Annotated in this window: 22 protein-coding genes and 1 pseudogene; 1 reads left to right on the top strand and 22 read right to left on the bottom strand. The window is 35.0% G+C overall.

Features of this window, described 5'->3' with window-relative positions; genetic code table 11:
* Nucleotides 1-15 precede the first annotated feature (15 nt).
* The 8 genes and pseudogenes from BM203_RS02200 to BM203_RS02235 all read right to left on the bottom strand — a co-directional run bounded on the left by BM203_RS02200 (nt 16) and on the right by BM203_RS02235 (nt 9,250).
* Entirely contained in the window at nt 16-1,383 is a 1,368-nt protein-coding gene (locus BM203_RS02200) for a PTS ascorbate transporter subunit IIC (RefSeq protein ID WP_090092418.1), read from the bottom strand.
* The gene (locus tag BM203_RS02205) at nt 1,383-1,688 is read right to left on the bottom strand and encodes a PTS sugar transporter subunit IIB (protein WP_090092419.1); all 306 of its coding nucleotides are present in this window, start codon (nt 1,686-1,688) and stop codon (nt 1,383-1,385) included. Before BM203_RS02205 ends, BM203_RS02200 begins: the two co-directional genes overlap by 1 nt.
* Nucleotides 1,685-3,721, bottom strand: coding sequence for a BglG family transcription antiterminator (locus tag BM203_RS02210; RefSeq protein WP_090092421.1), 2,037 nt, complete (start codon nt 3,719-3,721; stop codon nt 1,685-1,687). The genes BM203_RS02205 and BM203_RS02210 overlap by 4 nt, the downstream gene beginning before the upstream one ends.
* 220 nt (nt 3,722-3,941) lie before the next feature.
* A pseudogene (locus BM203_RS08720) lies at nt 3,942-4,524 on the bottom strand (ROK family protein).
* Nucleotides 4,525-5,110: 586 nt separating this feature from the next.
* Nucleotides 5,111-6,385: a UDP-N-acetylglucosamine 1-carboxyvinyltransferase gene (locus BM203_RS02220; RefSeq protein WP_090092422.1), complete on the bottom strand. Its 1,275-nt coding sequence runs from the start codon at nt 6,383-6,385 to the stop codon at nt 5,111-5,113.
* A 110-nt stretch (nt 6,386-6,495) separates the two neighbouring features.
* Nucleotides 6,496-8,115: a CTP synthase gene (locus tag BM203_RS02225; protein ID WP_090092424.1), complete on the bottom strand. Its 1,620-nt coding sequence runs from the start codon at nt 8,113-8,115 to the stop codon at nt 6,496-6,498.
* A 127-nt stretch (nt 8,116-8,242) separates the two neighbouring features.
* The gene (rpoE, locus tag BM203_RS02230) at nt 8,243-8,800 is read right to left on the bottom strand and encodes a DNA-directed RNA polymerase subunit delta (protein ID WP_090092426.1); all 558 of its coding nucleotides are present in this window, start codon (nt 8,798-8,800) and stop codon (nt 8,243-8,245) included.
* 45 nt (nt 8,801-8,845) lie between these two features.
* Nucleotides 8,846-9,250 carry a YwiB family protein gene (locus tag BM203_RS02235; RefSeq protein ID WP_090092427.1) on the bottom strand — a complete coding sequence of 135 codons (405 nt, stop codon included), beginning with the start codon at nt 9,248-9,250 and terminating at the stop codon, nt 8,846-8,848.
* 268 nt (nt 9,251-9,518) lie between these two features.
* Here BM203_RS02235 and BM203_RS02240 point away from each other — a divergent pair, with 268 nt between their 5' ends.
* On the top strand, nt 9,519-10,877 hold the full coding sequence (locus tag BM203_RS02240) for an HD domain-containing protein (protein WP_090092428.1): 1,359 nt from the start codon (nt 9,519-9,521) through the stop codon (nt 10,875-10,877).
* Between the two features lie 92 nt (nt 10,878-10,969).
* Here the strand turns inward: BM203_RS02240 and BM203_RS08305 are convergent, their stop codons facing one another.
* From BM203_RS08305 to metG, 14 genes are all read right to left on the bottom strand, one after another.
* A complete protein-coding gene (locus BM203_RS08305; protein ID WP_143453042.1) occupies nt 10,970-11,200 on the bottom strand; it encodes a hypothetical protein in 231 nt (76 codons plus the stop codon).
* 120 nt (nt 11,201-11,320) lie between these two features.
* Nucleotides 11,321-11,860, bottom strand: a complete 540-nt coding sequence (locus BM203_RS02245) for an ATP-binding cassette domain-containing protein (RefSeq protein WP_090092430.1) — start codon at nt 11,858-11,860, stop codon at nt 11,321-11,323.
* A 290-nt stretch (nt 11,861-12,150) separates the two neighbouring features.
* Nucleotides 12,151-13,122 carry a ribose-phosphate diphosphokinase gene (locus tag BM203_RS02250; RefSeq protein WP_090092432.1) on the bottom strand — a complete coding sequence of 324 codons (972 nt, stop codon included), beginning with the start codon at nt 13,120-13,122 and terminating at the stop codon, nt 12,151-12,153.
* A 232-nt stretch (nt 13,123-13,354) separates the two neighbouring features.
* Nucleotides 13,355-14,461: a DUF871 domain-containing protein gene (locus BM203_RS02255; RefSeq protein ID WP_090092434.1), complete on the bottom strand. Its 1,107-nt coding sequence runs from the start codon at nt 14,459-14,461 to the stop codon at nt 13,355-13,357.
* Between the two features lie 15 nt (nt 14,462-14,476).
* Nucleotides 14,477-15,835, bottom strand: coding sequence for a PTS sugar transporter subunit IIC (locus BM203_RS02260; protein ID WP_090092436.1), 1,359 nt, complete (start codon nt 15,833-15,835; stop codon nt 14,477-14,479).
* Nucleotides 15,836-16,124: 289 nt separating this feature from the next.
* Nucleotides 16,125-17,762, bottom strand: a complete 1,638-nt coding sequence (locus BM203_RS02265) for an SLAP domain-containing protein (protein WP_090092438.1) — start codon at nt 17,760-17,762, stop codon at nt 16,125-16,127.
* Between the two features lie 141 nt (nt 17,763-17,903).
* Nucleotides 17,904-19,253, bottom strand: coding sequence for an MFS transporter (locus BM203_RS02270; protein ID WP_090092439.1), 1,350 nt, complete (start codon nt 19,251-19,253; stop codon nt 17,904-17,906).
* Between the two features lie 104 nt (nt 19,254-19,357).
* On the bottom strand, nt 19,358-20,743 hold the full coding sequence (gene glmU, locus BM203_RS02275; protein ID WP_090092440.1) for a bifunctional UDP-N-acetylglucosamine diphosphorylase/glucosamine-1-phosphate N-acetyltransferase GlmU: 1,386 nt from the start codon (nt 20,741-20,743) through the stop codon (nt 19,358-19,360).
* A 61-nt stretch (nt 20,744-20,804) separates the two neighbouring features.
* Nucleotides 20,805-21,635: a pur operon repressor gene (purR, locus tag BM203_RS02280; RefSeq protein ID WP_090092441.1), complete on the bottom strand. Its 831-nt coding sequence runs from the start codon at nt 21,633-21,635 to the stop codon at nt 20,805-20,807.
* A gap of 110 nt (nt 21,636-21,745) precedes the next feature.
* On the bottom strand, nt 21,746-21,991 hold the full coding sequence (locus BM203_RS02285) for a Veg family protein (protein WP_090092443.1): 246 nt from the start codon (nt 21,989-21,991) through the stop codon (nt 21,746-21,748).
* Between the two features lie 82 nt (nt 21,992-22,073).
* Entirely contained in the window at nt 22,074-22,961 is an 888-nt protein-coding gene (gene rsmA, locus BM203_RS02290) for a 16S rRNA (adenine(1518)-N(6)/adenine(1519)-N(6))-dimethyltransferase RsmA (protein ID WP_090092445.1), read from the bottom strand.
* Nucleotides 22,954-23,520, bottom strand: a complete 567-nt coding sequence (gene rnmV, locus BM203_RS02295; RefSeq protein WP_090092446.1) for a ribonuclease M5 — start codon at nt 23,518-23,520, stop codon at nt 22,954-22,956. Before rnmV ends, rsmA begins: the two co-directional genes overlap by 8 nt.
* Nucleotides 23,507-24,274 (bottom strand): TatD family hydrolase, encoded by a 768-nt coding sequence (locus BM203_RS02300; RefSeq protein WP_090092448.1) that lies wholly within the window; start codon nt 24,272-24,274, stop codon nt 23,507-23,509. Before BM203_RS02300 ends, rnmV begins: the two co-directional genes overlap by 14 nt.
* Nucleotides 24,274-26,247 carry a methionine--tRNA ligase gene (metG, locus tag BM203_RS02305; RefSeq protein WP_090092450.1) on the bottom strand — a complete coding sequence of 658 codons (1,974 nt, stop codon included), beginning with the start codon at nt 26,245-26,247 and terminating at the stop codon, nt 24,274-24,276. The genes BM203_RS02300 and metG overlap by 1 nt, the downstream gene beginning before the upstream one ends.
* Between the last annotated feature and the right edge of the window lie 30 nt (nt 26,248-26,277).

A 26,277-nucleotide genomic window follows, 5' to 3' on the forward strand; every position in this document is an offset into this window, starting at 1 on the left:
TTAACTCCTTAAATTTTATTTGGTTAATCTAACTACGTTCTTTTGCTTCTTATCTAAGGTAATTGATACGATAAAGAAAATTACCAATGCAGCTACCAGTGCAGCAATGATTAATGAACGACCACCAAGTAAACCACTATACCCAACATAGGAGCCAACAATACCAAAGTCAGCATCTGCATAACTAGCTGTTCCTAAGCCCAAGTGCCCTAATACTGGGATTAAAATAATTGGTACAAAAGAAATCAATAAGCCGTGAATAAATGATCCAATGACACAACCACGACGACCACCAACTGTGTTACCAATAACACCAGCGGCCCCACCACACATGAAGTGAGCTACAACGCCGGGAATGACAATGGTTATGTGACATAAAACCATTAGTAATGTGGCAACCAAGCCGCCTACAAAACTGGAAAAGAAACCAATAATTACGGCATTAGGTGCAAATGTAAACAGGATTGGAATATCCAAGCCAGCTTTAGCATTAGGAACTAATTTAGTTGAAATACCTTTGAAGGCAGGAATTAATTCGTTTAGGATCATTCTTACTCCAGCTAGCATAATGTAAACACCGGCAGAAAATGAACCAGATTCAATTAAGGCATAGATTATGTAGTTAATTCCACCGCTCAATTTTTCAACATAAACGGGACCTGCAAATAACGCAATAATCAGATAAGCCGCTGCCATCGTAATTGTCACGGCAATCGTATTATCTCTTAAAAACGATACTTTCTTAGAAACATGGAGATCTTCTGTTGATTTGGATGGATCACCAACAAGCTTTGCAACTAATCCAGCTATTAAATACCCAAAGTCACCCGTATGCGCAATCGCAATTTCATCGCTCTTAGTAACCTTTTTAACAAAGGGCTGAACTAAAGCTGGCATCATCGTGTCAAATAGACCTAAAAAAGTACCACCAACAATAATTGAAGGTATTTCTGTAAAGCCTGCTACGGCAAGCAGTACTGCCAACATACAAGACATATTGATCATGACATGTCCTGAAAGATAAATATATTTAAAGTGCGATACTCTGGCTAAAATGATATTTACTATCATTGCAATCAGCAATATCATCGCAGTAGCACTGCCGTATTTTGTTAATGCAGTAGCAGTAAAAGCTTCATTGTTAGGGACAACGCCTTGAACATGAAAAGCCTGCATAAACATTTTGCCAAAAGGTGTTAAGGCATCTGTAATTACTCCCGAACCACCAGTTAAGACTAGGAATCCGACAAAAGTTTTCAACCCACCTGAAATTACTTCTGTTGAATCCTTTTTCTGCAGAATTAAACCTAAGACTGCTACCAATCCAACTAAGATTGAAGGAGTTCTAGCAATACTTAAGAAGAAGTTTAAAATTTCATTCATCAGTTATCACCCTCACTTTTTTGATCAAAACTATTCAGATAAGCTTGAATTTTTTCCTTTAATTCCTCCTTATCAATGATGCTGCTTAATTCTGTCACGTTATCATTACCAACAACATTTGCTACAGCGTCATACATATCGCGTCCTACAAAAAAATGATCAGCCACACTTGGATTGAGTCCAGAAAGATCAATGTGAGTAGTTTCTACATCCGATCTTCCTATTTCTTTAAGTACATCTTGCATATTCATGTCTACCATGAAAGATGAGCCTACTCCTGTACTACAACATGCTCCTAATTTCATTTTTCACCTTTCTTAATCAAATCCTCTATTTCAATTGCATTTTTAGCATTCATTATTTTGCTTACATCTTCTTTGTTACCTAAAATTTTGGCTAACTCTGAAAGAGCCCTTAAATGTGATGTTGAATCTTGAGCTGCAAGCACAATAATCAATTTAATTTTGTGTTCTTTATCTACCAAATCAATGTCATGATCTAATAACAATAAAGACATTCCTAATCTATTAACCCCTTGACTAGGTCTTGCATGCGCCAAAGCAATTTCAGTACCAATATTAATATATGGGCCGTTATCTTTAACGTTGTTAATCATCGCAGTTATATAAGATTGCGTAATGTTGCCTGCTGTTAATAATGGTTGAGAGCATAATTCGATTGCCTGTTCCCAATTTAAGGTTTTATCATGACTAAATTTAATTTTGTCTTCTGTTAATACTTCACTTAGCAATGGTCCAATCCTTTTTTTCTTTTTCTCATGTTTCTTCTTATCTACTAATATTTGCTTAATTCCTTTTTCCAAAGCCTTGCCATGAATAACGTTCGTATTATCATAAATAGTTTCCATCATTGCTTTAAATTCAGTCTGAAGGTTCTCTGAATTAGTAATACCGTTAAGCTGGAAAAAATTATCAATATTCTCAAAATCTTTACTAGTTAAGACCGAATTTACCTTTAACCAAGGCAATTTTGTGCCAGTCAAAGAAATATTAGTAATAATTGCCCTTTCTTCAATTGGTCTATTTGTTAATTCGGATGGAGCTATTGGCAAACTAAAACTGACATTAGGGTATTGTTCTACCATCTGAGTCATGAGAAATCCAGCAGAGCCATTGCTACCTGAACTCACTAAAAGTACTTTTGAATCATTTTCATTTTTACGTGAGATTTCTGAAGCAAAATAAATCGAAACTAAACCAACTTCATAATTATTTAAACTGGCACCAATAAATCGTTCAAAAGGATGAATGCTCATTTTGGTATAAATATATATATCTGGATAATTTTCTTTGATTGAATCAAAATCACTATTTTGATATTGTTGCCGGTATTTAACACGAAAAAAAGTAGTCGCCAGATGAACAACTAAATCTTGATGCAGTTTACTTTCATCTTTAAACGCACAATCTGCTAAATTCTTGAAACTATTAATAATGACATAAACAATATTACTTATTTCTGTGTTAATACTATCTTTAGGAAGTTTGCGTTTTTGAACTCCTAAAAGAACAAAAGTCAAATAATTATTCTCAAAATCACTGCATCTATCCCCTAAGAGGATAGATAAAAATGAAGAAGAAAATTTATATTCAGGTGTTTCCTGCAACTTTGCACTAATCGTACACTTCTTACCTTTAAGTACAGCATTATTAAAAATTCTTTTTAAAATCAATGCATAAAAATTAGCGAAAATATAAATGAATTCATCAGAATATATGATGTTGTTAGCATTTTCAAATGAGCTTAACCATTGACTAATTAATACCTTTAATTCTTTTATTTCCCGCGTTTCGTAAATACCCGCTAATTCATGATCAGAATAAAGCCATGAAAAAAGGAACTGTCTAATTTTTATTTCTTGTCCCTGTAAAAAATGTCCCCAATAGTTCGAAACTATCGTTATTTCAAAACTTTTCATTTTCTGTTTAAGACTTTGAATGTCTTTTAAAATTGTTTGTTTACTGACACCACATCCCTGTGCTATTTTTTGAACACTGAATCTACTGTCAATCAGCAGATTAATAAAAACTATGTACTGCCTTTCTAAAGAACTGTATTTATTTGAACTTTCATTGGCTAAGTACTTCTGTATCTGTTGTTTGCTTTTTTCGCTCAAATAATAGCCTTGACCATAAACATTGCGTGTTCCTTCAATGTTCAGTGTCTTTAATTTCTTATTAAGTGAACTTAGATTTTTATAAACACTCCTTTCTGACACTTTAACTTTTTCAGACATATCACCAACCGTCATGAAATATTTAACTTTTACAAGGAGATCTATAATTTTAAGTTGACTCTGGTTAAACTGTACTTTCATTTACAATGCCTCCTTGTTATTTTTATTATGAATAAATCGCTTCCAAGAAAAAAGTTAACAAAGTTCAGTACAAAAACTGAACTCATAAAAAAGCATGAAGATTTTTATCTTCATGCAATTAATTAATTATCTTATTACTTTCTATTTATGCAAAGTCATTTTTAAAATACGCACGTAAAACTACTAAGTAGTATTTTCTAGATCTTTACGAAAAAACTATTTACTCTCTTAACAATCTTTTAGCTAAAGCAAAATTACCGACTATTGCAGAACCATTATCAATTATTTCAAACATTGTGATGTATTGTTCTAAAGAAGGAAAGTGAACATAATCATTTAATAAAACCTTAAAGGTACGCCACACTTTTGCTAGAAATTTTTCGCTGGTAACTCCGCCGCCTATACCAGTACCAATTATGTAATAAACTATAGAATCAACGTCTTCATGTGCAAGTTGCGACATGACATATTCACCATAAACAGAGCCATTAACAACGGTAGTAAAAAACCGAAACTTTAATTGTCTCAGTTAAAAGCCAAACAAAGTCCATATTATTCCAATCTTTTTTGGAAATATACATAACATAACCATAATTAGATGTTGTTTTTCTGACTTCAATCGGTCCAAAAGATGCAATTCCAATTGCATCGACAGCAAACTGCTTAAAATATTCGACAGTTTTGTCAAAGTTTCTGCCAGCGTTGTCGTGAAAAAGTGGTTTGATCTTTTATTTGATAATTTTCGTTACCAACGGCACAAACAAAAACTTGGTACCGCTAGTTTCGATTGATCCTAATAACATTAATTACTTTTTATTTCGTTTTTACTTCTGTTACTTTTTTATTAAATAAATGCTTACCTCGCACTTATGAATTAAATAACCATTATTAAAAAAATAAAACTTGAAGCTAGCATACTTCAGGCTCCAATTTTTCTTTCAAGCAAAATTATATTTACTTTTGGATAGTCGGATAGAGACCAATGAGAAGCACGGGAATTTTAGCCAAAGTGCCATATTTATAAATTCTTGCACTTGTTTGATTGAAATTAGTGCAATTTTCTTTTCTCGGCCAAATAGTTTATTTGCCAAAGCTTCAGTTCTGCCTAACAATTTTAAGGATCAGCCTTAACGGTATCTGTTTTTGCAACAAATTATTTACCAATATAGTTGAATATACAGGTACACTTAAGAGTACTGCTGATATAAAAGTATTAGAAAAACTATATAATTTAAATTTCATTCTTGTACATAGTTTTTTTTAATTAATAATAATTAAAGTATATTACAAATTTATTACAAAAGAAATAATCTTAAAATAATAGTAATTTATAGAGGCAAAACAAAAGACTAACCTTAACGATTAGTCTTTTGTTAAATATTAAGTTGGCTATTTATCTGGCACATCTTGAATAGTGACATCAGCACCAAGTAATCGCAATTTTTCTTGTACTCGGTCGTAACCGCGCAAAATATTACCAGCATTATTAATAACTGTCTCACCATTAGCCATTAATCCAGCTAACATTAGACAAGCACCAGCGCGAATCTCGCCTGCTGAAACCGTTGCACCATGAAGTTCATCAGTAGGGTGAACTAAAATAACATTATCTTCCGCACTAATATTGGCACCCATTTTACGTAACTGTTCAATGTGACCTATCCTTTTAGGATATATGCGATCAATAATTACGCCTTCACCAGTTTTAGCAGAAAGAAGAAGCGGCGTGATTGGCTGCTGCAAATCAGTTGCAAAACCTGGGTAGGCATCGGTTTTAATCTGGGTCATTTTCAATTCTCCTGCCGGATAAATAAACAGTGAGTCTTCATCTGCATCAATGACGAGTCCCATTTCTTCAACCTTAGCAAGGTAAGAATCTAAATGCTCTTCAATAATATTATGTATGCAAATACCATTACCAATACATCCTGCTAATGAAATATAAGTACCTGCTTCAATGCGATCAGGAATAATAGTATGGGGCGTTCTGGCTTTGAGGAGCTCAACCCCTTCAATTCTTATTGAATCAGTACCAGCCCCTCGAATAATTGCACCCATATTATTTAAAAAAGTAGCTAAATCAATTATTTCTGGTTCTTTGGCAGCATTATTAATAATAGTTTGACCATGGGCCGTAACTGAGGCCATGATAATATTCATAGTTGCTCCAACCGATGGCATTTCCAGGTGAATTGGAGCACCTTCCAAGCCACCAGACGGAGCTGTGATTATTATTTGATCATTTTCATTTTTTACACACGCACCAAGTGCTTCAAAACCCTTAATATGTTGGTCAATTGGGCGGGGACCAATATCATCCCCGCCAGGGAAGCCCACAACAGCCTTACCAAAGCGTCCAAGAAGTGCACCCATAAAATAATACGACGCACGCAAACTCTTAATTTTACCACTTGGTAATGAACTCATCTTAATGTTTTCTGGGTTAATGTGCAAAGTTGTTTGGTGAAATTCACTTTCAACATCCATTTCACTCAGCAAATCCATTAAGTTGTCAACATCTGCAATCCTTGGAACGCCTTCCAAAGTAACTGGTGTACGCGACAAAATAGATGCCGGAATTAAGGCTACCGTTGAGTTCTTAGCACCACCAATCCAGACATCACCCTGTAGGGGCTTTCCACCATGAATTATCATTTGCTTCATTGGCGAAAAAATCCTTTTCTATTTCATTTAATCATAATAATGTTAAAGGAATTTACCAGAAAAAACAAGAGAAGACCTTTGTCTTCTCCATTAAAAATAAAAAAATTTTATTAAAGTTCTTTTTCTGGCAAACCACTGGCTGCACCAATAAATGCCTTATATAATCCTTCAGGTCTTTGGGGTCTACTCAAGAATTCAGGGTGATATTGCGCTGCAACAAAAAACTTATTTTTTGATAGTTCAATTACTTCAACCAAATGATTGTCAGGTGAAACGCCAGCAAAGGTCATACCAGCAGCTTCAAATTCTGATCGATATTCATTATTAAATTCGAAACGGTGACGATGACGCTCTTGAATCACTTCTTGATTATCATAGGCCGCAGCAGTTTTAGTACCTGGCTTTAACGCTGTTGGATAAAGACCTAAACGTAGAGTTCCCCCAATATTCTCTTCATCACGCTTATCAGCCATAATATCAATTACATTATGAGCAGCCTCTGGGTCTACTTCAGCCGTATTAGCATCTTGATAGCCTAAAACATTTCGAGCAAATTCTACTGTTGCCATCTGCATCCCAAGACAAACACCCAAGAAAGGAATATCATTTTCACGAGCATATTTAATTGCAGTAATCATTCCCTCGAGCCCTCGTGTTCCAAACCCACCAGGAACAATTAACCCATCACTGCCTTCCATTAATTTGGCAATGTTAGTTGCAGTAATATCTTCTGCTTGGACTTTTTGAATTTCAATATTAGTATCATAGGCATATCCCGCATGCTTTAAGGCATCAGTCACTGAAATATATGCATCTTCTAATTCAACGTATTTACCAACTAAGGTAATTTTAGTTGTATGCTTTAAATTTTTGACCCGTTCATCAAGTCGAATCCATTCTGCCATATCAGCTTCAGGCTTAGGACTCTTGAGATTAAGAAAATCACAAACTTTTTGATCCATTCCTTGTTCTTTAAAGGCCAATGGCAAATCAAATAGTGATGGTGCATCAATTGATTCGATAATTCGGTCAACTGGAACATCAGTAAAAGTCGAAATCTTATCTTTGTGTTCTTGATTAATTGGCATTTCTGCTCGTAAAACTAACATATTAGGTTGAATACCAATACTACGAAGTTCAGCAACTGAATGCTGGGTTGGTTTGGTTTTCATTTCTTGTGCGGCATGCAAATATGGTACTAAGGTACAATGGATATACATTACGTTCTCTTTACCAACTTCACGGCGCATCTGTCTAATCGCTTCCATAAAAGGTGTTGATTCAATATCTCCAACCGTTCCACCAATTTCAGAAATAACGACATCAGAATCAGTTGTTAGCCCTGCACGCATTATTTTTTGTTTAATCATATCAGTGATATGCGGAATAACCTGCACAGTAGCACCATGGTAATCACCACGGCGTTCTTTTTCTAGAACTTCTTTATAAATTTTCCCAGTAGTGACATTTGAATATTTACTGGTCCGCACATCAACCATGCGCTCATAGTGTCCTAAGTCCAAATCAGCTTCTGTTCCATCATCAGTTACAAAAACTTCCCCATGTTGATATGGATTCATAGTCCCTGGATCAATGTTGATGTAAGGATCAAACTTTTGCATTGTTACCTTTAAACCACGATTCTTTAACAACCGTCCTAGGCTTGAAGCAGTAATGCCCTTTCCCAACGAAGAAACCACACCGCCAGTAACGAAGATATATTTTGTCATTAGCCAAACTCCTTTTGCAAAAATAAAATTAACCCATAAAATAAAAAAAGCTCCCTAACGGGAGCATAAACGCACATAAGGTGCCCAAATAAAATACTATCTATTTTTATTGTTGAAGTCAAGAAAATTATTCATCTTCTTCATCTTCATCCTCATCATCATTTAATTCTGATAATTGTCCCTCGATACCGTCTGGTAAATCTTCATCCTCATCATCAGCTGCATCAGTGAAATTATCGTCATCCGCAACAAAATCAGTCTCATCAGCAGGGGCAGCATCTAAATCTTCATCCTCAGGATCATCGTTATCATAATCAATGATGTCATCACTACCAGTAGCGCTAGCTAAGAAGGCATTAACCTTCTTATGATGCGTACGAGTATCTTCTTCATCCTCATCTTCAGGATGATTAACCTCTTCATCAACTGATTCATACGGAAACCACGAACGTAGTGCCCAAATATTTTCTCCCATAGAGATAAACTCACCATTAGTGTTCATGTCTGTATAAAATTGAGGCAAACGTTCTCTTATCTCTTCGTCACTCTCACCCAAAAACTTTTGCACAGCATTAACAATATCAGCAAAGGCCATTCTCTTATTGTTATCTTCCAAAATTGCGCGAGCAACTTCAATCATTGATAATTCGTTGCGATTTTTGTCTTTAAAGTCGTTTAATCCCACAATGCATTCCTCTCTTTTGTCAATCTTTTCCATTTTACTAGGCGTTTAAGTAAAAATCAATGTGACGGTATAATTACCTATTAAGTATAGACCACTAAAGAGGTTATATTCAATTCGAAGTTCTTGTGAACCATCAATTTTAGGGAAAAATTTAATTAAATTAGTCATACTTTTTAAATCCATTTGGTAACCTTGCGCTACATATCGACAATTTCGTTGTTCGTTTAAAACAAAATGTAACTGTGAATAATTAGCACTGTCCTGACTGCGCTTAATAATCACATCATTAGGCTTAATTAAAATCTTAACCGGTACTTGACCATCTTCTAAGTATGAAACTCTAGTAACCTCTCCAATTTTAATCAATTCACCCACACTAGTTTTAGTAAATGTTTCACTTTCTTTTTCTTGAACAATTGTACTGGTAAAGTTAACTTTTACTCTAGTCATTGTTTAATTTAAATTCTCCCTTGCCAAACTGTTTATAGCCTTTAAAAATAGTTTATAATTAGCTAGTCTAAATCACATTTTTAAAGCTTTTATTCTGCTTTATTATAAGTTAATTCCCTTTTTTTAGCTAGAAATTCTGCTAGACTCACTTTACAGTTAACCAACGGAGCTGGGGCTAGAATTCAATTAACCTGCATTACTAGAAATTTGTTATAATTAAGATATATAAGTTTTTTGACTACTTAGTTAACCATCTCTGAGGTCCCATATGCCTAAATTTCAAAATATTAAATTAACTAAAGAAATTGTACTGCGTGATCCAGTTCACGAATACATTCATATTGAAGACCAAGTAATCCAAGACCTAGTTGCCACTAAAGAATTTCAGCGTATGCGTAGAATTAAACAGTTGGGGCCGATTGCTTATGTCTTTCCCGGTGCAACACACACTCGCTTTGAGCATAACGCCGGAGTTTACGAATTAACTAGACGAATTTGTAATATCTTTGCCCAAAAATATCCCACTCAGCATTCAGGCGACGGGCTTTGGGATGAAAATAATCGTTTATTAGTTGAATGTGCGGGGCTACTTCATGATATTGGTCATGGGCCCTATTCACACACTTTTGAACACCTTTTTGGTACTGATCATGAAAAAATTGGTCAAAAAATCATTACCGACCCGAACACTGAAGTTAATCAAGTATTACGCCAAGTTGCACCTAATTTTCCTGAACTAGTAGCCAGTGTAATTGCTAAAACTTATCCTAATCCCCAAGTAGTAAAATTGATCTCTAGTCAAGCGGATGCTGATCGAATGGATTATCTTAAACGCGACGCCTACTTTACCGGTGTCACTTATGGTGAATTTGATCTGTCCCGTATTTTACAAGAGATCAGACCATTTAGCGATGGGATTTGTTTCAGCATGTCCGGCATGCATGCAGTAGAAGATTACATAGTCTCGCGTTACCAGATGTACCAACAAGTTTACTTTCACCGCGTCGGTCGTGCAATGGAAGTAATGCTCCAGCACTTACTAGAACGGGCAAAAATCATTTACCACAAAGGAGTTTTACCAGTAACGCCTGAACTAGCTAATTTTTTAGCAGATAGTTGGACCCTGAACGACTATCTTAAACTAGATGATGGAGTGATGGAAACCAATTTTTTAATGTGGACCGATGCAAATGACCCAATTCTAGCTGATTTAGCAAATCTTTATTTATTTCGTAAACCGTTTGCCAGTATCCGGATTGACGTCGAAACCAAAAATCTCTTACCCAAGCTGAAAGACTTAATTAAACAAGCTGGCTTTGATCCCACCTATTACACGGACACTAACTCCGCTTTTGATGAGCCGTATGATGCTTACAAGCCTAGCGGTAAAAATGCTAATAGCCAAATCGAAATCATGCAAGACGATGGGCAATTGATTGAGTTATCCCAACTTAGTCCTCTTGTACGCGCTCTTAACGGAACTTTACAAGGTGATGAACGTTTCTTTTTTCCTAAAATTATGATGTCCAATAGTGATGAACCACAAATTTTCGATCCCCTTTATCAGCAATTTCAACGCTATATTAAAAATGGAACCTTACGTTATTTAAGAAAACCCCGAAAATAAAAAATAAGCTGAATTTAATTTGGACTTTAAATTACTTAATTCAGCTTATTTTAAATTTTAAGTAAACAGTTAGGCTTTCAAAATTTTACAACTTAGCTACCCGTACTCTGGTATTTACGTAAAAATAAGCGCCAAGAAGGAGTTTGCGCTAGCATACCGACCGCACTAAATGAATATTGAAAAGGCAAATAGGACGCTACCTGTTTTAATACTTGCGGATAAAAGTAAGCCGAAAAAACATTACCCGACAAGATCAAAAGTAGGGCTTCCTTGAAAGTGGCAATACCCCAGATACTATAGGTATAAAAAGTAAAAGTACTCAAAATATAAGATGTAGGCTAAAACACCTGTAACTAGCACTAACAAAACTGCCAGTAAGTTGAATTGAAGATTCAGTACCCAAAGGTAAAGGGCAATATCAACTCCTCCCACGATTACTTAACTTAGTGATGGAATAACCTAAATTCATCCAAAATAATTAAATCTGGATCATGAATTAAAGCTGCAATAAATTCAACTTTCATTCGTTGCCCCAGACTAAGGCTGCGCACTGGTTGAAAGAGAAAATCTTTCGCATCAAGCATCTGAGATAACTCCCTTACTCGCTGCTCAAAACTTGTTTGTGGTACTTGATAAAGTTCTTGATTTAAACGAAAAGTATCCATCGCCGGTAAATCCCAGCGTAATTGGCTTCTTTGCCCAAAGACCACCCCGATTTTCAGAGCATTTTTTTGACGATTATCTACTGGCACGCAACCAAAGGTTTCTACTTTACCGCTAGTTGGTTGCAAAATACCAAGAATCATTTTAATCAAAGTAGATTTACCCGACCCATTTAAGCCAACCAAGCCGACATGTTCACCTGCTTTAATTTGAAAGGAAACATCATGGACAGCTAGAATTTGCTGGTATTTTTTATGAAATAGTGTGGCTGATACTACTTTTTGGTATTCTTTATAAAGATTTTTGGTTTCAACAATCATTTATTATTCTCCATTATTAATATTTTTCTTCATAAATTAAATAAACTCTGCTTTTAGATAGCAATTGAAAAAAATATTAGCAATCTGTCATATTTTTATTGATGTAAACCTTAATTATTTTCGCTTTAATTAATATAAACATTTTAATTATATGCAAGCATGATTAAATTATAAATGTTATTTTTATTTTTATTTAATGAATCAAAAATAAAAAAGTATCAAACTACTTAGTAGCCTGATACTTAAATTGGTTAATATTTAACTAAATTACTAAAATGTTGCTTTTTAGTCTAGTGTTGATCTTCTTGATAACGCGTATTAAATAGTGGACTCAATGGCTCATTCTTTTGAATACATTTAATCGCATCACCCATCAATGGACCAACCGAAACTAATAAAGTTTTATCCAATTTCTTTTCTTCAGGTTGGTTAATTGAGTCAGTCAAAACCAAATTCTTAATTGGGGAATCATTTAACCTTTTAATAGCTGGACCTGATAAAACAGCATGAGTTGCACTTGCATAAACCTCTGTAGCACCAGCATCAATTAAAGCTTGGGCTGCCAATGTAATGGTTCCCGCAGTATCAATCATATCATCAATAATAATTGCCCGTTTACCTTTAACGTCACCGATAATATTCATTACTTCAGCAACATTAGCTCGTGGCCGCCGTTTATCTACAATCGCAATGGACGTGCCTAAAAACTCAGCTAATTTTCGTGCTCGCGTAACACCACCATGATCTGGAGAAACAACCACAGCATCTTTTTCCAAATGATTGCATAAAAAGTAATCAGCTAATAATGGTGCGCCCATTAAATTATCAACTGGAATATCGAAAAAGCCTTGAATTTGTGGTGCATGCAAATCTAATGATAAGACCCTAGTTGCACCAGCTTCTTGCAACATATCAGCAACAAGCTTGGCTGTAATTGGCTCACGTGGGCGAGTTTTACGATCTTGACGTGCATAACCATAATATGGGATTACAATATTAATTGTTTGCGCACTAGCCCGACGCACAGCATCAATCATAATTAATAATTCCATTAAGTTATCATTTACTGGAACGCTCAATGACTGAATCAAATAAACGTCTTTCCCACGAACTGATTCATCAATATTAATTTGAATTTCACCATCACTAAAGCGCTGAACACTTGACTTACTTAACGGTATTCCAACTCGCTCGGCAATCTTTTGGGCAAGCGGTACATTTGAATTCAGGGCAAACAACATCATGTTGTCTTTATAAGACATAATTTCCTCCGTCTAATCTTTGGTTAACAACTTATTATTTTAGCAAAAGTTGTCTGAAAAAGTTATTCCTATCTTATTATTCAACTTTACAAAGCGACATTCAAGCCTTTAAGACCAGATATTGTGTATTTTTTTATTTAAACTATTTACTATCAAAATAAAAACCTTAACTTTCAATAGAAATTTAAGGTTTTTATTTGTTTTAGCCGTTACAATCACTGTAACAATTTATTTAGTTGTTTTTGGCATTTTTAAGAATAAAAGTGCTCCACGGTTCAATTGCATCCAATAAGTCAAGATCGTCTTCTCTTAAATGACCAACTAAGTTACGCCGACCATCATTTTCAAATGGAGTCAAAACCAGTTGCAACTCACCTTTATAACGTGGATATTTGTCATTCACAATTACCACATCACCATAATCAAAAACTTCTTTAATTTCAGTTTGTGCTGGAATCGCTTCGTTTGCATAAACTACTCGTGGTTTAGTATCCCGTAACAAATATGCTGAAGCATCACCACGATACAGATGAACATCTTTTAAGCAAATTGTTTGTTCAATTGGCAAAACATTACCTGTAAATTCTATGCTCAAAGTAGGAAAAGGACTCTTAAAAGCAGCAGCCGCTTGAGACAACTCCTCTTCAGTAGCAAAAGCATTGCCAATAATGATATCATCAATCATTTTACTTAATCTTAAGTGAGTTACTTGACTAAAAATATTTCTGTCGCGATCATTTTCCATCGTTGGCAAACCTTCGTGGACTGGCCAAGGACCAAATTGAGCATGCTTAGATGAAATAAAAGCAGCAGTATGCAACCCATAGTCACGGTATTTTTGTGAATATTCGTAAAAAATCTCTTCACTTAGACCAGTATATTCTTGCGGATAGAAGTTATGACAACCAATTAAATTATCTTCTTCCGGGTCATAAGACATAATACTGTCTAAATAATTAGTACCCCGACTCATATTTAATTCGATTTTTAAGCCATAAGGATTATGCGTCATCGCCGCTTCTTCAATACCACTAAATCCCTCATCTAGCCGTAATCCCCAAACACCTAAATCTTGGAAAAAGCTAAGATCATTATAGTCAATTCTTAATTCTTTAAATAGTGCGGGATTTATATCAACAACTGTTTTGAAGCCTAATTGATTAGCATAATCAACGTCTTCTTTAAGACGGGCCAACAAATCCTCTCCACTATCACTTTTTAATTGTAAAAGTGACGTAAAAATACGCTGGTAGCCATATTTTTTGGCTAAATCCATATATTCCTTATCTTGTATAAAAGTACTTTGTTCAGGATAAAGTGAAATTCCTAATTGTTTCATTAAATATAACTCCTATTAAGCCTCAGCTTGTGTATTAACGTTGTTAGCAGCTTTAACAAATGGCACATAGATTAAGAAACCAATTACCATATTAACTAGTTGCAAAACGACTGCGCGCCAATCCAATGTACCTAAAAATGTATTCAAAAATGGTGGCATAGCCCACGGCATATTAGCTTTAACAGGTAATACCCACCCCATACTTAAAGCTGCATAAGATGTTGATACCATAACTATAGGTGCAATTACAAACGGAATAAAGTAAATCGGGTCTAGCACAATTGGCATTCCAAACATGACCGGTTCATTAATATTAAAGATTCCAGGAACAAGTGATACCTTTGCTACTGCTCGTTGATCTTCACGCGTTGAAAAGGCTAAAATTGCTAAAATCAGTAATAAGGTGGAGCCAGCGCCACCAATCCAAACATAAAAGTCAAAATCTGATCTAGTCCACATATAAGGTAAAGCTTGTCCTTTATTTGCAGCATTAATATTCGCAAATTGAGCAGTCATCCAAATACTTTCTGTGATTGGCATAAGTACGTTAGTACCGTGAATACCAAAGAACCACAAAACTTGTACAAGAATAGTTACAAGTAAAACACTTCCATATCCTTGACCTATATTTAATAGTGGATCTTGAATAGTTTGAGAAATAAAGTCAATTACTGTTGTATGGCTAAGACTAAAGAGATAATCAATTACGCCAACTACATACAATCCTGCTGTCGCTGGAATAATGCCAGTAAAGGCTTTTGCCACTGCTGGTGGCACACTATCAGGCATCTTAATAGTAATATTTTTTTTCATAAGCCAAATATAAATAGTTACCGAAATGGCCCCCATAATCATTACCGTAAAGAAACCAGCTGAACCAAAATACTTATTAAAATTAAAATAACCCCAAGCAGTTATGTTTTTACCGTCAACAGCGGCACCGGCACCTGTCAAAGTCTTAGCATCTCCATGGGTTAGGGTATTACTCAAAATTAAAGAAAAGTTTTGCGGTAAGCCCATGACAAATGTCCCTAAACTGACAAGACCACCAGCTATTGGTTCAACTTTGTACTGAACACACATTTGGTAGCCAAATGTAAATGCAAACAGTAAACCTAAAATAGCCATGGTACCAGTCCACACAAGAGAATCAATACTAATCAACCATTGCATTGAATTGACAAAACCAGTCCAACCAAAGCTAGTAGGCAAATCTCTAACAAGGGCATTGATTACAGTTGCTAAAGATCCAGCTAAGGTTAACGGCATTACTGCAATGAAGGCATCACGCAAGGCAATTAGCCAGCGTATTGAACCAATCTTAGCAGCGACTGGAACAACATGCTTATTTAACCAATTAATTAAAGCATTCATAATTTTCCTCCTACTATTTTTACTCCCTGTATATTATAGCATAGTATTTGTATCCGCTTTACATTATATAAAAAAACAGATATTAATATTTATTATATAGCAGGCAATGTTTCCTTAACTACATTTAATTAATCATTTAAGGCTTTATTAGCTTACACAATCTAAAGTAATAAATCTAGCTATTTATTAATTCCAGTATATTAGTTTTAACTTTAACCATTAAAAAAAGCAGGTAAAAGTCATATTTGCCTTTTACCTGCTTTTTGAGCTATATCTTTGATTATCTTAATTACTTAACAATAGTTGCATAATCTTCAATATTTAATGTTTGTTCAAACCCATTAGCACTAGTAATCGTTAAAACAGTATTGTTATTACTAAATTTAACAGTATTCTTGTCAACACCGTTAGCAGTAGCTACTAATTGTACTATTTGATTTGCTTCATCCATGGTTAAGTTTTTCAAATCATTAACTACAACCTTCTTACCATTAAGCGCAGCCTTAGCCTTGCTAATTTTATTTACTTCATCTTTAACACTAGCAACAGTTGCATTAGCACTGTTCACTTGGCTACCGGAAGTAATGGCTGCATCGTAAGCATCACGTAAAGCTTTACTTGATAATTTGTAGCTATCACTTGTTTTAATAGTCGTGGCTTCAGTTAACGCAGCTTGTAAAGTCTTCTTATCTGCATCAGTCGCCATAACAGTTTCTTCTTTTGCGGCTTCCGCTGTATTAACAGGGATTAATTTATCACCTGCAATGGTACTAATATCACTTGCTTTAAGGTAGCCATTCTTATCACTTTGTAACTTATAGAATAATTCAGCCTTATTTTCACTTTCAATCCAAATATAACGTAATTCATTTACACGGGCTGTATGACCTTTAGCAAAAGTCTTAGTTGATTGCATAACCCCTTTGCTATTATAAACGTTAGCATCCTGACCTAATGTGGCAATTGTCCCGTTTTGTTTATCATCAGGTTTAGCATTAGAAGGCGTTAATTGCTTACCAGTAATGATGCCAACATTATTTTTCTTAATCCAATTATCATCACCAGGATAATTTTTATCATTTACATGATAAAAGAGATTTTTACCAATGTACTGCAACTTATCAACTTGAATCTTTTGACCGCTCTTAACTACTTTGCTTTTTGAGCTACCTTTACCATCATAAAGATATGAATTATGATTTAAGGTAATTACCGTTGGGTCATTTTGATTGTCTGACGGTGTTTTGTCATCATCTTTTTCTGGCTTCTTATTAATTGGTTTTAATGCAGTACCAGTAGTTGACCCTACATTATTAGCCTTAATGAATTGATTCTTTTCACCACTAATCCGATAATAAAGTTTACCACCAATATAAACTAATTGATCAACTGCAATTACTTGACCCTTCTTGATTTTTTTCTTATTAGTTTTGCCTTTTTCATCATAAATATAGGCATTACTCTTTAATTTAGCTGTGGTAGATGACTGGTCTGTTTTTTCACTTTTTTTAGGATTAACTTTCTTGCCGTCAACATAACCTACATTAGCAGCTTTGACATAAGCATTACCACCAAGGTCATAAAAATCAACATCATTAATTGTCTTTTTAGTATTGTAGTTTAAAGTAACACCCTTAGCTATTACAGTATACTTAGCACTGCCCATGTAGCTCTTAAGACGTTTGCCATTTTTATCATAAACATAAGCATTCCGACTTAATTTAATTGTGCCTCGCTTTGAAGTACTATTCTTTTTTGAACTGGTTTTCTTTGCAGTATCTTTTTTAGAAACAGACTTATTAGTTTTGGTATCAGTTTTATTAGTCTTAGCAGCTTGTACTAATGATGCTTGACTTGCACTCAAAATTGGACTAACGCCAAGAAGCGCAGCAGTTGATACCATCAATAACTTATGACTTAATTTCATTTATCTATTTACCTCACTAAAATTTAATTTACTAATTCTTATTATATACTAAAATGTAATTCTAATAAATCGACTTTAAAATAGCTTACTTTTTCTTAATACTCTACTTACTCTAGGAAACTCAAATTAATTATTTCCAATTTATAAATTAATTTGTGATTTTTTTTGCATTTTTGTTTCACTAACTGCTGTATAAAGTAAAAAAACAAGTGCTAGAATTGATGCACCATATAAGACAGTATTACTTGCTAGCCAACCAAATTTTGCAACTAAAATACCAATCAGTGCTGTAGCTAAAGATTCACCAAAAATATATTGGAAAAAGCCCATAAAGCCAGTAGATGCTCCCACAGCAAATTTAGGGACAACTTCATTAATCATTAATCCAACCAAAGTCAATGGTGCATAAATCAAATTGCCCATGATTATTAAAGCGGCAATAATTAAAGTATGATTATTATTAAAAAAATAAATCGTTAAACAAATTAATGTGCCAAGCACACAAAAAATTGAAACTAATGCTCGTCGACCCTTTAAAGCATCTGAAATAGCACCCATAATGATTACACCTGGAACAGATGCTAATTCAAAAATACCAATTAACCATTTTGCATTTGCAGGATCAAAGCCCTTATTTTGAACTAAATAAGCGGGAATCCAGCTTTGAATACCATACCTAACTAAATAAAGTGACATCGAAGTTAATGTTACAGCCCAAACTAGTTTATTTTTTAAAATATACTTAATAAAAATTTGGCCAACATTCAAGTCAGTTTGATCAGAAGTTGAAATTTGCCCATCGTTTAGAATAACTCGATCATCCGTATAAGTTGCAATATCTGGGAGTCCAACAACTTTTGGTCGATCTGCTCCTAAAACTAGGATTAATATACAAAGCACAAATGAAACAGCTGATGCCGTATAAAAGACAGCTGCAATTGAACCAGAAAATAAAAAAACAGCCAGTTGAACAATTGCTACACAAATAAAGGAGCCAGCATTATGGGCTGACGACCAAATCGAATACATTGTGCCTCGCATTCGTGGCCCCCACCAAAGTTGAATCATTTTTTGGCATGCAGCAGCCCCCATTCCCTGCGTTATTGCCATTATAAACATCAATGCCATCATGATGTATAAGTTGCGGGTCGACCCTAAAAAGATATTTATAAATGCTGATAATAACAAGCCAACCATTAGGTAGCGATTGGCATCACATTTATCAGCTAATACCCCCATAAATAGCTTAGCTACACCATAACCAATTCCAAAACAAGATAAAATCAACCCAACATTAGCAGTTGTAAAGTGATATGCTTTCATAATGTCATTTTGTTCAGCTGTAAAAACTAGACGAATAATATAGTAACCAATATAACCTATGCAAGTAGCTAACAAGACACCTAATTGATGCCATCTGTAGGTCTTGGCAATTTTTTCTGGTGGTATTTGCTCCTCCTTATCTGGTTGTTTTAAAAGCCAACTAATCATTATCATTCCCCCTTTCATCACTTATGATAGCACTTTCTTATTAAGGACAACATTTATTTTTTAGTAATTAAAAAAGCTCTAGTTTAAACTAGAGCTTTTAGCGTTTACTGCCAATTGGGATCATTAGCTAAAGGAAGCCTATGCCAATAATTAGGTTTATTTACTTGTTTACCGCGAGCGATTGCCATATCATATTGACTAACATCTTTAGTTATAGTTGAATCAGCGGCTATAAAAGCATGATCAGCCACATTTACTGGAGCAACCAATGTCGAGCCTGAGCCAATAAAAGATCGGTTACCAACGGTTGTATGATCCTTTTGCACACCATCGTAGTTAGCAAAAATTGTCCCACAACCTACATTGACATCTTTACCCAAAGTAGCATCACCCACATAAGTCAAATGACCAACTTTAGAATTCTGCCCAATTTCAGCATTTTTAACCTCAACAAAGTTACCAATATGAACGCCTGCTTCGATAATAGAATTGGTGCGTAGATGTGAGTTAGGACCTATATCACTATGATCGGCCATTTTTGCTCCTTCAATAGTTGACGAAGTAATAGTCACCTTATTGCTAATTTGAGAATCAATGATACGCGAACCAGCAGTAATTAAACAATTATTACCGATTACTGTCTTACCTTTAATTACGACATTACCCTCAATTACGGTGTCACTACCAATTTTTACATCTGCATCAATATAGGCAGTATCTGGATCAACAAAAGTGACCCCTTCTCGCATATGCTGCTCATTAATTCTTTTTTGCATAATTTTAGTAGCTTGTGCTAAAGCTATGCGGTCATTTACCCCTATGCTTTCACTAAAGTCATGCATTTTATAAGCACCAATACGCTGATTATTATTACGCAGAATTTCTAATACATCAGTTAAGTAGTATTCACCTTGTGCATTATCGTTAGTTACCTGCTTAAGGGCACTAAAAAGCTGCTTATTATCAAAGCAAAAGACACCTGTATTGATTTCTTTAATTTTCAATTCTTCAGGACTACCATCTTTTTGTTCTACAATCCGTAAAACATTATCTTGTTCATCCCGAATAATTCGACCATAACCATATGGATTAGGTGCTTGTGCTGTTAAAACAGTAGCAGCATTACCTTTATTTTGATGGTAGTCAAACAACTTTTGTAAAGTCTTACTTGTAAAAAGTGGAGTATCTCCTGTAATTACTAAGGTAGCGCCGTCCTCTTGAGCTAACTGCTTTTCTGCTGTTAAAACTGCATCGCCCGTGCCTAACTGTTTTTTTTGTAAAACAAACTCAGATTTCCCAGCTAAAACAGTTTTTACTTTTTCTGCTCCATTACCAACTACTGTAACTATTTTATCTGGTTCTATTGCTTGAGCTGCTTCAACTACATGTTCGACCATTGATTTTCCACAAACTTGATGCAAAACTTTATATAGCTTTGACTTCATTCGTGTACCCTTACCGGCTGCAAGTACAACTACAAATTTTTTCATTAAATTCAGCCTCTTTTATATTCTTAAGTTACTACCATATTTTAACATATCATTTTATATGCTAAAAGCGGTTAAAGTTAGTATGTCCAAGTAGTGTACCGGGTTCAGCTACAATTATCTTTTGCTTATCATTTACATCTTTTATCCTAATTAAAGATAAGTGTCCCTCAATTACTTTTTCATCATCAAAGTCCGCTTCACATAAAACACAAATTCCAGCAATATTACTATTAAACTCTTTTACTAACTGTCTCATCCCCGTCAAGGTACCACCAGCCATCATAAAATCATCTACTAGTAAGACATTTGAATTTTCTTTTAAAGCTCTAGTGGGAAGTTCCATTTTGGAAACACGATCAAGCGAAGAAGAAATATAATTAACGGAGACAGTAGCTCCTTCAGTTACCTTTGACCGCTTGCGGGCTGTAATAAATGGTACATTCAAATACCGTGCAACTGCTTGAGCTAATGATATTCCCTTAGTCTCGATTGTCATTACCACATCAATATTGGAATAAGCATAACGAGTAGCAATTATTTTCCCAATTTTATCTAAGTCTTGTGGATTACCTAAAATATCTGAAAGATAAACAAAACCACCTGCTAAAATTCGTTCTGAACTTTCAATTCTTTTAGCCAAGTCTTGTAAATATTGGGTAACATTTTTTTTACCCCAAAACGGAATATACCTTACTCCTCCAGCAGCTCCAGCAACTGTTTCTAAAATACCATCTTGATTATCAGCCAAAGTATGCTTTAAAATAGTTAAATCCTCAGAAATTGATGACTTAGCGGCTCCATAGCGCGTTGCAAAAAAAGGTAATGAAATCAGATTGTGTGGTCGCTCCATTAAATATTTCGTCATATCAACTAGTCTTTCTGAACGTTTCATAAATTATCCTCTCTAATGTTTACTTTTTCTACTATACTCTGAACCACAAAAAAAGGCACTAACATTTTAAAATGTTACTACCAAAAAATTATTTTTACTTTTTACTGTAACTATTCCGTCACATCATCGAACTTTAAAGTGATGTTTTTGGTTAACAAGTCGGTATAACTATATGAGACATGCTCAAAATTATTCTGATCTTGATCTAAGTCAACCACAAAAACTGCTGGAAATGTTTCCCGCAAAATTCCCCGTCTCTTAGTAACCTTCTTCCGACCTGCTCTTGCAACCACAGTTAATGAATCACCCAAATGTGAATCCAATTTTTGCTTAATGGTAATAATTGATGTTGGCACTGATAACAACTCCTTTGGGGGAATTCTACCATGTTATCATTATTTTTTCAATCATTTTTAAAGCTAAATCCGAATATTTTGGTTAATTTTTAATTGGTATGGCTCGGGCTAGGTCGACAAACTGGTCAATCGTCAATTGTTCTGGTCTAGTATGTAAGTCAACACCCAAGTTACTAATCAGTGCTTCCCGTTGGAAGGTATTAGGAATTAAAGTTTTTAAATTATTATTTAATGTTTTGCGTCTTTGGGCAAAACAACATTTGACTACCCGATTAAAATGTTTAATATTACCAACATCTGTTTTTTTAGGCAAAGGCTGCAAAACAACTACACTAGAATCAACCTTAGGTCTTGGAATGAAAGACTTGCTTTTTACCTGTAAGGCAAGGTTTACTTTCATTTGCGTTTGGACAGAGATTGTAAGTGGACCATATTCTTTAGTAGCTGGATGCGCACTAAGCCGCTCGGCTACTTCTTTTTGCATCATTAAAGTTAAACTGGAAAAATTTAACTTTGTATCATTTAAAAAGAAAATAATTGGCGTCGTAATATAATATGGCAAATTTGCCACTACTTTAACTGGTTGAGTTAAATCAAAAAAATCCGCCAAATCAGTAGCAAAATCCGCCTTTAAGATATCCTTAATCATAAGCTTAAAGCGCTCTTTTATCGGGACACCATTGATTTTTGCAGGTAATTCATTTTGTAAAATTTCGGGCAAAGTTTCGTCGACTTCATAGGCAAAGACTTTTGCCCCTGCCAATAGTAATTGTTCAGTTAATGAACCTATTCCTGGACCAATTTCAATTACTTGATCATTGGACTTAATCTCTGCGGCTTGAACAATTCCTTCGAGAGCATCTAAGTCAACCAAAAAATTTTGGCCGAGATTTTTCTTAGCTCGTAAAAAATAACGATTAATAATGGCTTGGGTTCTTACACTTGAACCAATTGGCATATCACTATTCATTATTAACCTCCTCTACTACTTTCTCAAGTTGAGCACTAGTTACCCCAAAAGTTTGTAACCGTTTATAAAATTGTTGTGCATTCCCGTAACCTATTCGCAATTTAATTCCTACTTTTTCCCGTAATTTACGCGAATTTAAGTCACTAGCTAAACCTAATTTTCGATATATTGCTCTAGTCAAATCACTGCTTTGCATTTTACTTTCATGTAAATCACTCAAAGCTGTAGTCAGCGTAGCCTTTGAGGCATGCTCAACTCCTAACGAATTTCCTTTTTTACGTGGTCGACCTTCTTGACGAGTGATAAATGCTTGCTTCGCGTTTGGCACTACTTCAGTAACCAACCGTCTAATCCGTTCTCCGTTTAAATCAGGATCAGTTAAAACAATTATATCGCGCTTTTTAGCTAATTCTTTTAATTCTACTAAAACGGCATCTGGCACATCGGAACCATTTGTTTCGATTGTTTCAATTCCCGGGAAAAATTGTTTTAACCTAATTGTGTCATCTTTTCCTTCAACAACAACTACTGCATTAAAATGTTTTTTAGTTAAGCCCATAAATCCTCATTGTATTAGCATAAGTTGCTTGAGCAACCTCTTGTATTGGTATATCTTTCAATTCAGCAATAGCTTGTGCAACATAATAAACGTTACCCGGCTCATTTTGCTTGCCTCTGTATGGCTTAGGTGTCAAAAATGGTGCATCCGTTTCAATCAGTAACCGATCTAGTGGAGTATTTTTGACAGATTCATGCACCTGCGTCGCTTTAGTAAAAGACGCCACACCTGAATAGGAGAAGTTAACATTTAAAGCTAAAAACTTTGCTAACCATTCAACACTGCCATTAAAACTATGCAAGACTGCACCATATTCTAGATTACTATGCTGGAGAATTTCGTAACAATCCGCAAAAGCGTCACGCGTATGGACATCAACTGGCATTTTTAATTCATGTGCAACCTCAATTTGTCGAGCAAATACCTCTTTTTGCTTTTCTCGCGGCGTTTCATCCCAATAATAGTCGAGCCCAATCTCTCCCATCGCTACCACACCAGGAGTTTGCAACTGCTCAATTAATAAATCTTCAGCCTTTTGATTATAAGCTTTAGCAATATCAGGACAATAGCCAACCATTGCGTAAACTTGATCAAAACGCTGGCTTAAGGCAATTGCTTGTTGGTTAAAAGTAGGGTCTTGACCAGCACAAATTACTTTGGTTACCCCTAATTTATGTGCACGTTCAAGGTAAAACTCTTCTTTTCCTTGAAAAGGTTTGTCTTGTAAATGGGTGTGATTATCAATTAATTCCATTAACCTAATTCTGCCCCAATTTCATGCTCATCACCAACAATAGCTAATTTTACTTGTCCTGCTTTTTCACTAGATAAAAGCATGCCTTGACTAAGTTTTCCTAGCATCTTACGTGGCTTTAAATTAGTTACTGCCAGTACTTTTTTACCTACTAATTCACTTGCTTCTGGATAATATTTCCTAATTCCACTTAAAATTTGACGTTTGTTTGCTGCACCAAAATCTAATTGAAATTGTAATAACTTATTAGAGCCCTTAACTGGCTCAACTGCTAAAATTTGCCCAACTTGAATTTTAATCTTAGCAAAATCATCAATTGTAATTTCTTTGCTTTGCTCTTTTTCACTGCGGGATTGCTTCTTGGGCTTAGCTTTTGCCATTTCATCTTTAATATATTTAATTTCTTCTTCTGGCTTTAAACGTGGATAAATTGGCTGTGCTTTTGCAGCAACTTTGATATTCCAATTGTAGCCACCAAATTTAAGTTGCTTTTGCGCAGAATTATTCCAATCAAGTCCTAATTGCTTGTATATTTTGCCTGCAGTCCGCGTCATAATCGGTGCGATTAATAATGCAATAATACGTAAACTTTCTGCTAAATTAGCCATGACTCGCGCTAAATCATTCTTTTTGTCTTCTTTATTTAAGATCCAAGGCGCTGTCTCATCAATGTATTTATTAGCACGACTGACTAATTGCCATATGTCATCAATTGCTTGCGTAAAGTGAAGCGTGTCCATTTCTTGTTGATAACTATTAATCACTTTATGCGCAGTTTCAGCTAAATTTTTGCCCAATTCATCTTGTTCACTAACTGGCTTAACAAGACCCATTTGATACTGATTAATCATCGAAACGGTCCGATTTAGCAAGTTACCTAAATCATTGGCTAAATCATAGTTAACTCGTTCAACAAAGTCTTCCGGTGTAAAAATACCGTCAGAACCAAAAGGTAATGCTCGCATTAAGTAGTAACGTAAAGCGTCTACACCATAACGGCTGGTAATTGACTCCGGATAAACGGCATTACCCTTTGATTTAGACATCTTACCATCCTTCATTAATACCCAACCATGACCAATAATATGTTTAGGAAGCGGTAAATCAAGAGCCATTAACATAATTGGCCAATAAATTGTATGAAAACGAACAATTTCCTTACCAACCAAGTGAACATCAGCTGGCCAATATTTTTTAAACAAAGAATCATCAGCAGAGCCATAACCCAAGGCGGTAATATAGTTTGATAAAGCATCAATCCAGACATAAACAACATGCTTAGGATCACTTGGTACAGGAATTCCCCAAGAAACTGTGGTTCTAGTAACCGACAAATCCTCTAGCCCCGGCTTAATAAAATTATTGACCATTTCCTTTTCGCGCGAATTAGGCAGAATAAATTCAGGATGATCTTGGTAGTAGCGGTAAAGTCGATCAGCATACTTGCTCATTTTGAAAAAATATGATGGTTCCTTAACCAGTTGAACCTTATGACCAGATGGTGCCTTGCCACCAACTACCTTGCCCGCAGCATCACGATAAACTTCGGCCAATTGTGACTCAGTAAAGTATTCCTCATCTTCAACTGAATACCAGCCAGTATATTCGCCAAGGTAAATGTCACCTTGTTTTAACAAACGTTCAAATATTTTTTGAACGCCTTTAACATGTTGCTCATCAGTGGTGCGAATAAACTTATCATAAGAAATATCCAGGCTTTTCCATAATTTTTTGTAATCTGCTGCCATACTATCAACAAACTCTTGTGGCTTGATTCCTTGCTGTTCAGCTTTTTGCTCAATCTTTAGCCCGTGTTCATCAGTTCCAGTTAAAAAGAAAGTATCATAACCCTGGCTACGCTTGTATCGAGCCATAACATCAGCAGCAATAGTAGTGTAAGCATTACCAATGGTCAGGCGGCCAGATGGATAATAGATTGGGGTCGTAATGTAAAAAGTTTTTTTATCAGCCATTTTCATTTTTCTCCTTAAGATTCGTATAAT

Origin of the sequence: Lactobacillus bombicola, from assembly GCF_900112665.1 — a bacterium.
In the GTDB taxonomy this organism is placed as follows: domain Bacteria; phylum Bacillota; class Bacilli; order Lactobacillales; family Lactobacillaceae; genus Lactobacillus; species Lactobacillus bombicola.

Excerpts from the sequence above, each read along its gene's own strand:
- BM203_RS02200 (WP_090092418.1), bottom strand. The coding sequence starts at position 1,383 with ATGAATGAAATTTTAAACTTCTTCTTAAGTATTGCTAGAACTCCTTCA.
- BM203_RS02205 (WP_090092419.1), bottom strand. The coding sequence starts at position 1,688 with ATGAAATTAGGAGCATGTTGTAGTACAGGAGTAGGCTCATCTTTCATG.
- BM203_RS02210 (WP_090092421.1), bottom strand. The coding sequence starts at position 3,721 with ATGAAAGTACAGTTTAACCAGAGTCAACTTAAAATTATAGATCTCCTT.
- BM203_RS02220 (WP_090092422.1), bottom strand. The coding sequence starts at position 6,385 with ATGAAGCAAATGATAATTCATGGTGGAAAGCCCCTACAGGGTGATGTC.
- BM203_RS02225 (WP_090092424.1), bottom strand. The coding sequence starts at position 8,115 with ATGACAAAATATATCTTCGTTACTGGCGGTGTGGTTTCTTCGTTGGGA.
- BM203_RS02235 (WP_090092427.1), bottom strand. The coding sequence starts at position 9,250 with ATGACTAGAGTAAAAGTTAACTTTACCAGTACAATTGTTCAAGAAAAA.
- BM203_RS02240 (WP_090092428.1), top strand. The coding sequence starts at position 9,519 with ATGCCTAAATTTCAAAATATTAAATTAACTAAAGAAATTGTACTGCGT.
- BM203_RS02245 (WP_090092430.1), bottom strand. The coding sequence starts at position 11,860 with ATGATTGTTGAAACCAAAAATCTTTATAAAGAATACCAAAAAGTAGTA.
- BM203_RS02250 (WP_090092432.1), bottom strand. The coding sequence starts at position 13,122 with ATGTCTTATAAAGACAACATGATGTTGTTTGCCCTGAATTCAAATGTA.
- BM203_RS02255 (WP_090092434.1), bottom strand. The coding sequence starts at position 14,461 with ATGAAACAATTAGGAATTTCACTTTATCCTGAACAAAGTACTTTTATA.
- BM203_RS02260 (WP_090092436.1), bottom strand. The coding sequence starts at position 15,835 with ATGAATGCTTTAATTAATTGGTTAAATAAGCATGTTGTTCCAGTCGCT.
- BM203_RS02265 (WP_090092438.1), bottom strand. The coding sequence starts at position 17,762 with ATGAAATTAAGTCATAAGTTATTGATGGTATCAACTGCTGCGCTTCTT.
- BM203_RS02270 (WP_090092439.1), bottom strand. The coding sequence starts at position 19,253 with ATGATTAGTTGGCTTTTAAAACAACCAGATAAGGAGGAGCAAATACCA.
- glmU (WP_090092440.1), bottom strand. The coding sequence starts at position 20,743 with ATGAAAAAATTTGTAGTTGTACTTGCAGCCGGTAAGGGTACACGAATG.
- purR (WP_090092441.1), bottom strand. The coding sequence starts at position 21,635 with ATGAAACGTTCAGAAAGACTAGTTGATATGACGAAATATTTAATGGAG.
- rsmA (WP_090092445.1), bottom strand. The coding sequence starts at position 22,961 with ATGAATAGTGATATGCCAATTGGTTCAAGTGTAAGAACCCAAGCCATT.
- rnmV (WP_090092446.1), bottom strand. The coding sequence starts at position 23,520 with ATGGGCTTAACTAAAAAACATTTTAATGCAGTAGTTGTTGTTGAAGGA.
- BM203_RS02300 (WP_090092448.1), bottom strand. The coding sequence starts at position 24,274 with ATGGAATTAATTGATAATCACACCCATTTACAAGACAAACCTTTTCAA.
- metG (WP_090092450.1), bottom strand. The coding sequence starts at position 26,247 with ATGGCTGATAAAAAAACTTTTTACATTACGACCCCAATCTATTATCCA.